Consider the following 11,779-nt stretch of genomic DNA (forward strand, 5'->3'; position numbering starts at 1 on the left):
CTTTTTAATGAAAATTACTCGTAAGTTTCGTTGTTTACAGATGAAAATATGTTCTGTGCGTTACCTAAAATTTTAATAAATCCTTTAGCATCGTCTGATGTCCAAGCATTGTTCATTTCACCATATTGACCGAAACCAGTATTCATCAAATCATTAGCAGATTCGATTCCGTCTAATGAGAAGTGATACGGTTTCAAAGAAACAGTTACTGTTCCGTTTACAGTCTTTTGAGTATCCTCAAGGAAAGTTTCGATGTTTCTCATTACAGGATCTAAAAATTGACCTTCGTGAAATAGCATTCCGTACCAGTTTCCTAGTTGTTCTTTCCAATATTGTTGCCATTTTCCAAGTGTATGTTTCTCTAACAAATGGTGTGCTTTGATGATAATTAATGGAGCAGCAGCTTCAAAACCAACTCTTCCTTTAATTCCGATGATAGTATCACCTACGTGAATATCCCTACCGATTGCATACGCATTAGCTAATTTTTCCAACACAACAATGTTGTTAGATGGTTTGTCTGCTACTCCGTTTACGGCAACTAATTCACCTTTTTTGAACTCCAAAGTTACTTTCTCTTCACCTTCTTTTGTTAATTGAGAAGGATATGCTTCGCTTGGTAATGGTTTATCAGAAGTTAAAGTTTCTTTTCCTCCAACACTAGTTCCCCAAAGTCCTTTGTTGATAGAATATTGTGCTTTTTCCCAAGAATAGTGTACTCCGTTTTTAGCCAAATAATCTACTTCTTCTTGTCTTGATAATTTCAAGTCACGAATAGGAGTAATGATTTCGATTTCTGGAGCGATAGTTTGGAAAATTAAATCAAAACGAATTTGATCATTTCCTGCACCAGTACTTCCGTGAGCGATAGCAGTTGCACCAACAGATTTAGCATATTTAATTGCTTCAATTGCCTGAAAAACTCTTTCAGCGCTTACAGATAAAGGATAAGTATTGTTTTTTAATACATTTCCATAAATCAAATATTTAATAGCTTTATCGTAATATTTATCTAAAATGGTAAGACTAGCGTGTTTTGCACTACCTAATTCATAAGCTCTGTCTTCGATTGCTTTTAATTCAGCGTCATCAAAACCACCTGTATTGATTAATACAGTGTGAACTTCAAATCCTTGTTCATTTTTTAAATATTTAAGACAATAAGAAGTGTCTAATCCTCCGCTATATGCTAATACTACTTTTTTCATTTTATTTGAACTATTATGGGCTATCTGCTATTGGTTTAAAACGACTAGCTTTTAGCTATTTATATTAATTATTTCTTATCTAAGAAAGTTTGTTTAATTTCTTTCAATCTATTCCAAATCCTAACATTAAAAGGGTGTTTAGGTGGATCTTTTGGTTTCTCTGCTGGATCATATAGCATTCCTGTACACAAACACATTTTGTAATCTTTGCTTTTTAAGATTTCAAAGTTGGTGCAGGTTTGACAGCCTTTCCAAAAACTTGGGTCATTTGTAAGTTCAGAAAATGGTACTGGTTTGTAACCCAAATCAGAATTGATTTTCATTACCGCCAATCCAGTTGTGATTCCAAAAACTTTTGCTTCTGGATATTTTTTTAACGAATAATCAAATACAAACGATTTTATTTTTTTGGCAAGCCCCAAATTTCTATAATCAGGATGTACAATTAATCCTGAGTGTGCTACATACTGACCGTGTTGCCAGCTTTCTATGTAGCAAAAACCAGCAAAAATCCCGTTGTTAAGAGCAATAACAGCATCTCCTTTTTCCATCTTTTTTTGGATGTATTCTGGTGTTCTTTTGGCAATACCAGTACCTCTCAACAGGGCAGACGATTCTATTGTGTCACATATTTCTTGTGCATATTTATAGTGTTCTTCCTGAGTTACTACTATAGAAATGTTCATTTCAAGAGTTAAATTTTAGGTTAAAAAATGTACTGCAATTGATATTGAAATGTTCTGATTTTGTACTGTCAAATATAGAATAAATGAAGCAAAGAACAATCCAATATATTGAATTACAGATAGATAAATTTTGTTTGGTAATTTCTTTAGGATGTATTAATCCAAATAAATATGGAAATAATTTCAAAACGATAAAATAAGAAATGAATAAATATATTACTAGAACACTATGGAAGCTATAATTATAGCATCCGTACTTCGGGAGAAGTAGTAGGTGTTATTATCCGAGAGATAAATGTTATATATGTTTCTATTTTTTTCATTAGTGCAAAATTACAACTATTTTTTTAACCAAAGGATAAATTTTTTGTAAAAGTCAAATTTTTAACAAATCGAACGTTATTTGTTTGGAAAAGAAAATAATTGATTCAAATGACTGTTTTTTAATGATTCTTTTCTTTTTTAAAAACACTAATCGAGTCAAAAAATAAATCAAGTTTTTGAAAAATATTCATAAAAGAAGAATAAATTTTGCAATAGAAGAAAGAGTGAGGTAAATGTTGACTCCTAATTATTGGTTGTAAAGCATATTGTTTATATTTGAAATATTGAATAAAGGCACCCAATTTTTTAAGAATTTTTAAAAACCAATATCTGAACATGGAAGAGAAAAGAAGAAAAAACAAAATACTCATTCGAAAAGTAATTAAAATCGTTTTTGTTCTGGTTTTGATATTTTTGGTGCAACATTTTTATGTTAAAAATAAAATGATTGGGGATGAAATCACTCCAATGATAACTAATTATAATAGGGCATGTCCAATGATGATCAGTGATGACATTCGTATGGAGAGTGTGAATTCTTTACCTGAAAATACAGTCCAATATGATTTTACTTTAGTACGTGTTCAAAAAGAAAATATAGATGTTAAGGTTTTAAAAACATCAGTAGAAAAAGAAATTTTAAGTACTTCAAAAACAAATCCAAGCCTTGAAGCTTTTAGAAATAATAATTCAACAGTAGTTTATGTTTATAGAGATACTAATCAGAAAATGCTGTTTAAAGTTGTATTGACTCCAGAATTGTATCAATAAATGTAGCTGATTTGTCATGATTAAAGACGGTTTAATTTAGTTATTAATTCCTTCAAAGAAATTAAAAAAAAAGACTTCGCTTAAATCTAAGTGTGGTTGTTTTGTTATGAAATCTACTTACCTAATAAAGTAGATATTTCTCTCTTTTTCTCTGCTAATTTTTCTAAAATTAATGCATCAAATATGATATATATCAGTATTTTCATGTATTGATGTTTCTAATTTTGCAACTTCATTGACAAGAATAAGTTCGTCTTAATGTTTTGATAAACTTAGGTTTGTTGCTAAATAGAAATACGATTATGTATAAAAAAGGACTGCTTTATCTGCTATTTATAAGCGCATTTTTAGCTTGTAATTCCACTGAAAACACAAAACTCACGCCAATTCAAAAACTGGAAGAAGGAAACAAACGATTTACTACAGGGAAATCAATGCATCCAGATGAAACTCTTGAAAGAATTCGAGAACTTAAAAAAGGACAACATCCCTTTGCGATTGTTGTAAGCTGTTCAGATTCGAGAGTGCCTTCAGAACTTATTTTTGACCAAGGTTTAGGTGATATTTTTTCTATTCGTACTGCTGGAAATGTTATTGGAGACTATGAATTAGGAAGCATAGAATATGCGGTGGAACATTTGGATTGCAAATTGATTGTAGTTATGGGGCACAAAGGATGTGGCGCTGTAAAGGCGTTTATTGATTCAAAAGGGCATTATGGTTATCCAGATCATATTAAAAGTATTGTTGAATATATTCAAAATGAAGACGAGGAAAAACAATTAATGAATTCTAATGGACTAACTTATGATAAATCAGTTGATGCCAATATAGTACATGGAGTTACTTTTTTAAAAACAGCTGAACCTATTTTAAAAGGATGTTTTGATTTAAACAAAGTTTCAATTATTGGCGCTTTGTATGATATTGAAACAGGTAAAGTGATTTTTAAAAATCTAAAATAGATTAAATAACACACTATTGTTATATGATGATTTTAATTCATTTATAGTAAATAATAAATACCACTTGATGAAAAAGCACTTTATATATTGGATACTTATCTTATTGCCTGTTTTTTCTTTTGGGCAAATAAAATCGCTTGAAGAAAATACTGGACAGCAACCATTGATCCCCACACCCAAATTAGCATTGTTAAAAGATGTTGATATAATTTTTAATACCCGAATGGCTTTTGATAATTATTTTGTTGATGGAAATCATACGAATTCTCTTTTTTCTATGAATCAATTTCGATTGGAAGTAAAAGGGAAGATTCATGACAAAATTTTCTTCAGATTTAGAAATAGATATACCAAAATTCCTGATCCAAATACTGCTGATAATATTAATCGTTCTGTTGATATGGCATATTTGGTTTTTGATGTAACGCCTCAAGCAAAATTTAGTTTTGGAAAAATGATTGGTGATTGGGGAGGGTATGAACTTTTGACCAATCCAATTGAAATATTATCCTATAATACAATCAATAATACTGCGGATAATTTTTTGGTAGGGGCTGCTTTTTCTTTTGCATTGGAAGACAAAAAAAATATTTTCAATATTCAAGTGTTGAATTCCAGAACCAAAACATTTCAGGATCAATATGCAGCAAATTTGCCTTCAGGAATTGAATTGTCTGAAATGCCGCTTGTAGCAGTGGTTAATTGGAAAGGTCATTTGTTTGATAATAAATTGGAGACGACTTATAGTTACAGTTTTTTTAATGATGCTAAAAATGCCAAAGGAAATTATGTGTCTTTGGGGAATAAATTCAAAGCCAACAAGTTAGTGCTGTATTATGATTTTCAGTATAGCAAAGAAGATTTGGATCGCAAGTTTATAGTTACTAATATCATTAAGAGTAAGTATGCTTATGCCGCAGAAGATGTTAGTTATGTTGAAAACTGGATTAGAGCAGAGTATATGATTCGTCCAAAAGTAAATCTTTTGCTTACTATAATGAATAGTTGTGCGTATTGGAATGGAAATCCTGATACTAATCACAAAAGTAATTTATTGAAATCTTATGGTGTTATTCCAACAATAGAATATTCTCCGTTTTCAGATATTAATTTGAAGTTTTACGCTGGTTATATTGCTAAGAAAAACAATTATTCTAATTATGCTCAGAACACATTCAATGCAGTTGATGGAACAACAGGACAGATCAGTTTTGGTATAATTGCACCATTATTGGTTTTGTAATTTAATTAATAAATATTTTTGTTAATTCTAAATGAAAAAGCAACTCAAACGAGTTGCTTTTTTTGATTTGTAAAATTGTTTATTTTTTAAACTGATTGCGGGTAATAACCTCATTGATTTTGGCTTTCAAATCTTCGCCAGTGTCATAAACCATTTGTTCGCTAGTAGGGAATGGAACTGTTTTTTTGTCAAAATTACTATAATAATTATCGTCTGCAGCGCGTCGATCTCCTTTGTAAGTAGAGTAAATGTTTTCAAATACAAATTCGCTTGCAATTGGAAAAGATTCTAGTGGTTGATTTGTGTTTTTGTCAAAGTAGTCTACTTTGGCAGTAATTTGACAGGATTTAAATTGTTTAACTTCGTAAATTCTCACAGATGCATTGACAAGATTGTCTATCATTACCGGTTTTCCTTGTCTATCAACTACTACTTTTCCGTTTGTGTCAACTTGTTTTTTCTGCCCATCAACTATTTGACGTTCCTTTATAAACTCTCTTTCTTTTATTTGCTCAGGAGAAATAAAAATTGATTTAAAATTGATGAGCATTCCGTAATCATATTGAGTGCCCTTTTGTTTTACACTATGATAAATAGTCCATTTGTCATTCAATTTATAGCTTTTAAAGTCTAGTAAATCATTTTGCAACTGAACAGGAATAATCATATTGGTTTCGTTTTGAGTATGTACAATTACAAAATCAGTTCCTTTGAATTGTGCCTCAGCCATGATTTTTGCAACATCTTTATAGTTAGGATTTATTTTATCTAAATAAGCTAAATCATCATATACTCTGCGATAATTCATTTTGCTTTTGGTAAGCATTAAAGCTTTAGCATTGGTGTATAAATAGTTTGACAAGGCATTTTTACTACTAATAATCCCGTCGTTGTAATTGTCAAGAGGGAAAATTGCATCTCGTCCTTCTTTGATTAATTTTAGCGGAAGTAATGGTCTGATTTTTTCTTGACGATCATTTAGAGTCAAATAAGTATTGTATATTTTCTCCAGATTGTTTGGGTTATTTTCTTTGTTTAAAAAACTGATGCTGTTTAGATCTCTCTCTTTAGCTTTAGCGAAAGCCTCCTCAAGCAAATAGATATAATCTTGCTTCCCTTTTTTGTCTTTGTTAGAACGTAAATTTGAAACAGCAATATCAATTGCGGCATCATAATTCCCAGAGGATAAATTGTTTTGGGTTTGTTTTACACCACAAGATGTAATTAGGGTAAAAAATGCAATTATAAAAGTAATTTTTTTCATTTTATGGGGTAATGAATTATATGAATGGTAAGCTTTTAAAATAATTGTTGCAAACTTACTATTCATTTTAGAGTATTTGCTTAAAACGTGTCAAAAAAAAACCGACAAGTATAAATTGTCGGTTTGTATAAAAAAAATGTTTTTATTGTCTTACAAATGGTGGTAGTAATTTACTAGAACATTCACCAAAACCAATACGCACTTGTCCGTTTTGACTGTATCCTTTCATTATTACAGTATCACCGTCGTTTATAAATTTACGTTCGCTACCGTCATTTAGATGTATAGGATTTTTTCCGCCCCAACTCAATTCTAACATTGATCCATAACTATCTGGTGTAGGGCCTGAAATGGTCCCTGAGCCCATCATATCACCTGAATTAACACGACATCCATTTGAGGTGTGATGTGCTAATTGTTGGCTCATAGTCCAATACATGTATTTAAAGTTGGTTCTTGAAACAACAGTTGGTTCAGTATTTTCTGGAGCAATAGCTACCTCAAGATTAATATCGAATGTATGTTTTCCTTTTTGTTGTAAATAAGGAAAAGGTGTTGGTTCTTGCTTAGGTCCTTTGGTTCTAAAAGGTTCCAAGGCATCCATAGTGATGATCCAAGGAGAAATAGACGTAGCAAAATTTTTGGCTAGGAACGGACCTAGTGGTACATATTCCCATTTTTGAATGTCCCGAGCACTCCAGTCATTCATTAAAACCATTCCGAAAATATAATCTTCTGTTTCTGCAATAGGAATCGTTTCTCCCATAATGTTGCAATCTGTAGTGATGAACGCTGTTTCCAATTCAAAATCAACTGATCTCGATGGTCCGAAAACAGGAGAAGTTTCACCATTTGGCAGGATTTGTCCCATTGGTCTGTGTACTGGAATTCCTGATGGAATAATAGATGAGCTTCTTCCGTGATATCCTACTGGAACATGTAGCCAGTTTGGTAATAAAGCATTTTCGGGATCACGAAACATTTTACCTACATTGGTAGCATGTTCTCTACTGGAATAAAAATCAGTATAATCTCCTATTAGAACAGGAAGTTGCATTTCTACATCTTCCATGTTAAAAATTACGATATTTATATGTTTTGGATTATCTCTTAATTCAGGATTTGTTGCATCAAAAATTTCGGCAATTCTATTTCGAACCAATCTCCATGTTTTTTGTCCATCTGAAATAAAATCATTCAAGGTGTCTTGCATGAACATATCGTCAGTCAATTCGATACCTTCAAAATAATTTAATTGTTGTAAAGCACCTAAATCTATTGCGAAATCACCAATTCGAGTCCCTACTGTAACGATATTTTCTTTGGTAAGAAAAACTCCGAACGGAATGTTTTGAATAGGAAAGTCACTATCAGAAGGTACTTCTAACCATGATTTTCTTGTAGTATCGTTTGCTGTTATTGGCATGATAATGTTATTGTTTGTTGAAAAATTACTTGTCAAATATATTATAATCTAATTGTTTACCAAACGTTTTTTTGTATTTTTGCATCGAATTAACGAAAATCAAAGAAATGCAACGCGACAAACAAATTTTTGACCTTATTTTAGAAGAACAAGACAGACAAATTCACGGGCTAGAACTTATTGCTTCAGAGAATTTTGTAAGTGACGAAGTAATAGAAGCAGCTGGTTCTATTTTAACAAACAAATATGCTGAAGGATATCCTGGCAAAAGATACTATGGAGGTTGTGAAGTAGTGGATGTTGTTGAGCAAATTGCTATAGACAGAGCTAAAGAATTGTTTGGTGCTGAATATGCAAACGTTCAACCACACTCTGGTTCTCAGGCTAATGCTTCTGTATACCATGCTTGTTTGACTCCTGGGGATAAAATATTAGGATTCGATTTGTCTCACGGTGGTCACTTGACTCACGGTTCCCCTGTAAACTTTTCAGGACGTGTTTACAACCCGGTTTTCTACGGAGTAGATAAAGAAACTGGAAGATTAGATTATGATAAAATTCAAGAAATAGCTACTAAAGAACAACCAAAATTAATTGTTGCAGGTGCTTCGGCATATTCTCGTGACATGGATTTTGAGCGTTTCAGAGTAATCGCTGATAGCGTTGGAGCAATTTTGATGGCTGATATTTCTCATCCAGCTGGGCTTATCGCAAAAGGTTTAATGAATGACCCAATTCCTCACTGTCATATCGTAACAACTACTACTCACAAAACATTGCGTGGGCCAAGAGGTGGTTTGATTTTGATGGGTAAAGATTTTGAAAATCCTTGGGGATTAAAAACTCCAAAAGGTGAAATCAGAATGATGTCTTCTTTATTAGACTTAGCTGTTTTTCCAGGAAATCAAGGTGGACCTTTGATGCATATTATTGCTGCTAAAGCTGTAGCTTTTGGAGAGGCTTTACAGGATGAGTTCTTTACTTATGCTATGCAATTGCAAAAAAATGCAAACGCAATGGCTGATGCTTTTGTAAAAAGAGGATACAATATTATTTCTGGAGGTACAGACAATCACATGATGTTGATTGACCTTAGAAATAAAGGAATTTCTGGTAAAGAAGCTGAAAATGCTTTAGTAAAAGCAGAGATCACTGTAAATAAAAACATGGTTCCTTTTGATGATAAATCACCATTTGTAACTTCTGGTATTCGTGTGGGTACTGCGGCAATCACAACTCGTGGTCTTGTTGAAGAAGATATGGATACTATCGTTGATTTGATCGATAGAGTATTAACAGATCATACTAACGAAGACGTTATTGAAGCTGTAGCCAGTGAAGTTGACGAAATGATGAGCGAAAGAGCTATTTTCGTTTTCTAATAAAAATAATTTCAAAAGTTTTTAAAATCGAAAGTCAAAAATTTTATTTTGACTTTCGATTTTTGCTTTATGACTTTTGATTTTCTAACTTTTAGACTAAAAAAAATGGGTGTATTACGATTACAACTGCCAACCGATCCTAGATGGGTAAATATTGTAGAGAAAAATATAGAAGAGATTCTTACTGATCATGCTTGGTGTGAGCAAAAAGCTGCTACTAATGCGATAACGATTATTACCAATAATTCGGAGCATCAGGATTTGGTAAAGGATTTATTGGCTCTAGCCAAAGAAGAAATTGACCATTTTGAGCAAGTGCATAATATAATCATCAAGCGTGGATTGAAATTAGGTCGTGAGCGCAAAGATGATTATGTAAATGAATTGTATTTGTATATGAAAAAAAGCGGTGATGGAAGCCGAGTTTCTGGTTTGGTTGAACGTTTATTATTTTCGGCTATGATTGAAGCTAGAAGCTGTGAGCGTTTTAAAGTTTTATCTGAAAATATTCAAGATGAAGAATTGGCAATTTTTTACAGAGAATTGATGGAAAGTGAAGCGGGACATTACACAACATTCATAACGTATGCAAGAAAATATGGTGTTGGAATCGATGTAGAAAAGCGTTGGAGAGAATGGCTTGCTTACGAAGAATCTATCATTGCTAATTACGGTAAAGGAGAAACAATTCACGGATAGATTTTAGTACTCAGTGTTTAGGTGGCAGTTTTTAGTCTTTGAGAGGAACAGGCGCCATCACACTAAAATGAGTTTTTAGTTTAAATTCTAAAATCAATATCTGAAATTATATTTGTTGATAAAAGGATAATTAGTTTTTATGAGCTTTTAATGAGTTCGCTTTCAAAAATCTTATATTTGAAAGTAACCAAAATATAAAGCCATGAGAATAGAAACTGATTTGAAGTTAGGGTTTAAAGATGTAATGATCAGACCCAAAAGATCCACTTTGAAAAGCAGATCCGAAGTCTCTTTGGAACAGAATTTTAAATTTTTGCACAGTACGTCTGTCTGGACTGGAATTCCAATTATGGCGGCCAATATGGATACAGTTGGGACTTTTGAAATGGCAACAGTTTTGGCCAAAGAGAAATTATTTACAGCAATCCATAAACATTATTCCCCTCAGGAATGGAATGATTTTCTGCAAAAAGTTTCTCCAGATTTTTATAATTATATCGCAATAAGTACAGGAACAGGAAAAGAAGATTCTGTAAAAATTGCTACTATTATAAAGGTAAATCCATTGATTCGATTTATCTGCATTGATGTTGCCAATGGGTATTCAGAACACTTTGTTCAGTTTTTGAAGCAAACCCGCAAACAATACCCCGATAAAGTTATCATTGCTGGCAATGTCGTTACAGGCGAAATGGTTGAAGAACTTTTATTAGCCGGAGCCGATATTGTAAAAGTTGGAATAGGACCTGGTTCTGTTTGTACCACTCGTGTAAAAACGGGAGTTGGATATCCGCAGCTTTCTGCAATTATAGAATGTGCTGATGCTGCTCACGGTTTAGGAGGGCATATTATTAGCGATGGAGGCTGTTCGACGCCTGGAGATGTTGCTAAAGCTTTTGGGGCAGGTTCAGATTTTGTGATGTTGGGAGGAATGCTAGCAGGACATACCGAAAGTGGGGGAGAACTAATCGAAATTAGCGGGCAAAAATTCAAGCAATTTTACGGAATGAGTTCTACAACCGCAATGGATAAACATGTTGGTGGTGTTGCCGAATATAGAGCAAGCGAAGGAAAAACAGTTCAGGTCCCTTTTAAAGGTTTGGTTATAAATACCCTATTGGATATTTTAGGAGGTTTACGAAGTACGTGTACTTATGTCGGCGCTTCAAGATTAAAAGAACTAACTAAAAGAACCACATTTATAAGAGTAAGTGAACAAGAAAATCAGGTTTTTACCAAATAATTTTTTAAAAATAATAAATGATTACAATTTTAGAAGCAACTAGCAACGATATTAAAACAATTCAGGATATAGTTTATACTACTTGGCCACTAACGTATGGTGAAATTTTATCTTTAGAGCAACTGCAATACATGTTAGATTTGTTTTATTCTGAGGATGTTTTAAAGAAACAAATGGTTGAAAAAGAGCAACTGTTTTATTTGATTCAAGATGACAACGACTCAGTATTAGGGTTTATTGGAATTGAACATAATTATCAGAACAAGGCATTCACAAAAATTCATAAAATATATCTTTTAACAGAAACTCAAGGCAAAGGAATTGGAAAATTAACTATTGAAACCATTGGAAAATTAGCGAGAGAAAATAAATCTACTTCACTTTTATTAAATGTAAATCGATTTAATAAAGCTTTACATTTCTATGAAAAAATTGGCTTTAAAGTTATTGATGAAGTTAATATCGAAATTGGAAATGGTTTTCTGATGGAGGATTATATTATGGAGAAACTAATTTAGTTGGTTTTAGATATAATAGATTTAGAATTATTTTTTATTTCAAATAGTGC

Annotated in this window: 11 protein-coding genes; 7 read left to right on the forward strand and 4 right to left on the reverse strand. The window is 32.3% G+C overall.

Going from position 1 to position 11,779, the window contains the following annotated elements; all coding sequences use genetic code 11:
• Positions 1-14 precede the first annotated feature (14 nt).
• Positions 15-1,208, reverse strand: coding sequence for an argininosuccinate synthase (locus CLU82_RS16680; protein WP_100844155.1), 1,194 nt, complete (start codon positions 1,206-1,208; stop codon positions 15-17).
• A 68-nt stretch (positions 1,209-1,276) separates the two neighbouring features.
• Positions 1,277-1,894, reverse strand: coding sequence for a GNAT family N-acetyltransferase (locus tag CLU82_RS16685; protein WP_100844156.1), 618 nt, complete (start codon positions 1,892-1,894; stop codon positions 1,277-1,279).
• A gap of 660 nt (positions 1,895-2,554) precedes the next feature.
• Here CLU82_RS16685 and CLU82_RS16695 point away from each other — a divergent pair.
• The 3 genes from CLU82_RS16695 (at position 2,555) to CLU82_RS16705 (ending at position 5,197) form a co-directional block, all read left to right on the forward strand.
• The gene (locus CLU82_RS16695) at positions 2,555-2,989 is read left to right on the forward strand and encodes a hypothetical protein (RefSeq protein WP_100844158.1); all 435 of its coding nucleotides are present in this window, start codon (positions 2,555-2,557) and stop codon (positions 2,987-2,989) included.
• 302 nt (positions 2,990-3,291) lie between these two features.
• Complete coding sequence (locus CLU82_RS16700; protein WP_100844159.1) at positions 3,292-3,954, forward strand: carbonic anhydrase; 663 nt, start codon at positions 3,292-3,294, stop codon at positions 3,952-3,954.
• A gap of 67 nt (positions 3,955-4,021) precedes the next feature.
• Positions 4,022-5,197: a porin gene (locus CLU82_RS16705; RefSeq protein WP_100844160.1), complete on the forward strand. Its 1,176-nt coding sequence runs from the start codon at positions 4,022-4,024 to the stop codon at positions 5,195-5,197.
• A gap of 79 nt (positions 5,198-5,276) precedes the next feature.
• Here CLU82_RS16705 and CLU82_RS16710 read toward each other — a convergent pair whose 3' ends face one another.
• Together CLU82_RS16710 and fahA are read right to left on the reverse strand one after the other, a co-directional pair.
• The gene (locus tag CLU82_RS16710; RefSeq protein ID WP_100845066.1) at positions 5,277-6,461 is read right to left on the reverse strand and encodes a hypothetical protein; all 1,185 of its coding nucleotides are present in this window, start codon (positions 6,459-6,461) and stop codon (positions 5,277-5,279) included.
• A gap of 142 nt (positions 6,462-6,603) precedes the next feature.
• On the reverse strand, positions 6,604-7,887 hold the full coding sequence (fahA, locus tag CLU82_RS16715) for a fumarylacetoacetase (protein WP_100844161.1): 1,284 nt from the start codon (positions 7,885-7,887) through the stop codon (positions 6,604-6,606).
• Positions 7,888-7,994: 107 nt separating this feature from the next.
• On the opposite strand from fahA, the gene glyA reads away from it, so the two are divergent.
• The 4 genes from glyA to CLU82_RS16735 all read left to right on the forward strand — a co-directional run bounded on the left by glyA (position 7,995) and on the right by CLU82_RS16735 (position 11,729).
• On the forward strand, positions 7,995-9,269 hold the full coding sequence (glyA, locus tag CLU82_RS16720; RefSeq protein ID WP_100844162.1) for a serine hydroxymethyltransferase: 1,275 nt from the start codon (positions 7,995-7,997) through the stop codon (positions 9,267-9,269).
• 105 nt (positions 9,270-9,374) lie between these two features.
• Positions 9,375-9,968: a tRNA-(ms[2]io[6]A)-hydroxylase gene (locus CLU82_RS16725; RefSeq protein ID WP_100845067.1), complete on the forward strand. Its 594-nt coding sequence runs from the start codon at positions 9,375-9,377 to the stop codon at positions 9,966-9,968.
• A gap of 202 nt (positions 9,969-10,170) precedes the next feature.
• The gene (locus tag CLU82_RS16730) at positions 10,171-11,211 is read left to right on the forward strand and encodes a GMP reductase (RefSeq protein WP_100844163.1); all 1,041 of its coding nucleotides are present in this window, start codon (positions 10,171-10,173) and stop codon (positions 11,209-11,211) included.
• 17 nt (positions 11,212-11,228) lie between these two features.
• Positions 11,229-11,729 carry a GNAT family N-acetyltransferase gene (locus tag CLU82_RS16735; protein WP_100844164.1) on the forward strand — a complete coding sequence of 167 codons (501 nt, stop codon included), beginning with the start codon at positions 11,229-11,231 and terminating at the stop codon, positions 11,727-11,729.
• Positions 11,730-11,779 lie beyond the last annotated feature (50 nt).

Source organism: Flavobacterium sp. 5, from assembly GCF_002813295.1.
Lineage (GTDB): Bacteria > Bacteroidota > Bacteroidia > Flavobacteriales > Flavobacteriaceae > Flavobacterium.

What these genes read in the sequence shown, in the direction of transcription:
- CLU82_RS16680 (WP_100844155.1), bottom strand. Translation starts at nt 1,208, where the DNA reads ATGAAAAAAGTAGTATTAGCATATAGCGGAGGATTAGACACTTCTTAT.
- CLU82_RS16730 (WP_100844163.1), top strand. Translation starts at nt 10,171, where the DNA reads ATGAGAATAGAAACTGATTTGAAGTTAGGGTTTAAAGATGTAATGATC.
- fahA (WP_100844161.1), bottom strand. Translation starts at nt 7,887, where the DNA reads ATGCCAATAACAGCAAACGATACTACAAGAAAATCATGGTTAGAAGTA.
- CLU82_RS16735 (WP_100844164.1), top strand. Translation starts at nt 11,229, where the DNA reads ATGATTACAATTTTAGAAGCAACTAGCAACGATATTAAAACAATTCAG.
- glyA (WP_100844162.1), top strand. Translation starts at nt 7,995, where the DNA reads ATGCAACGCGACAAACAAATTTTTGACCTTATTTTAGAAGAACAAGAC.
- CLU82_RS16705 (WP_100844160.1), top strand. Translation starts at nt 4,022, where the DNA reads ATGAAAAAGCACTTTATATATTGGATACTTATCTTATTGCCTGTTTTT.
- CLU82_RS16685 (WP_100844156.1), bottom strand. Translation starts at nt 1,894, where the DNA reads ATGAACATTTCTATAGTAGTAACTCAGGAAGAACACTATAAATATGCA.
- CLU82_RS16700 (WP_100844159.1), top strand. Translation starts at nt 3,292, where the DNA reads ATGTATAAAAAAGGACTGCTTTATCTGCTATTTATAAGCGCATTTTTA.
- CLU82_RS16725 (WP_100845067.1), top strand. Translation starts at nt 9,375, where the DNA reads ATGGGTGTATTACGATTACAACTGCCAACCGATCCTAGATGGGTAAAT.
- CLU82_RS16695 (WP_100844158.1), top strand. Translation starts at nt 2,555, where the DNA reads ATGGAAGAGAAAAGAAGAAAAAACAAAATACTCATTCGAAAAGTAATT.
- CLU82_RS16710 (WP_100845066.1), bottom strand. Translation starts at nt 6,461, where the DNA reads ATGAAAAAAATTACTTTTATAATTGCATTTTTTACCCTAATTACATCT.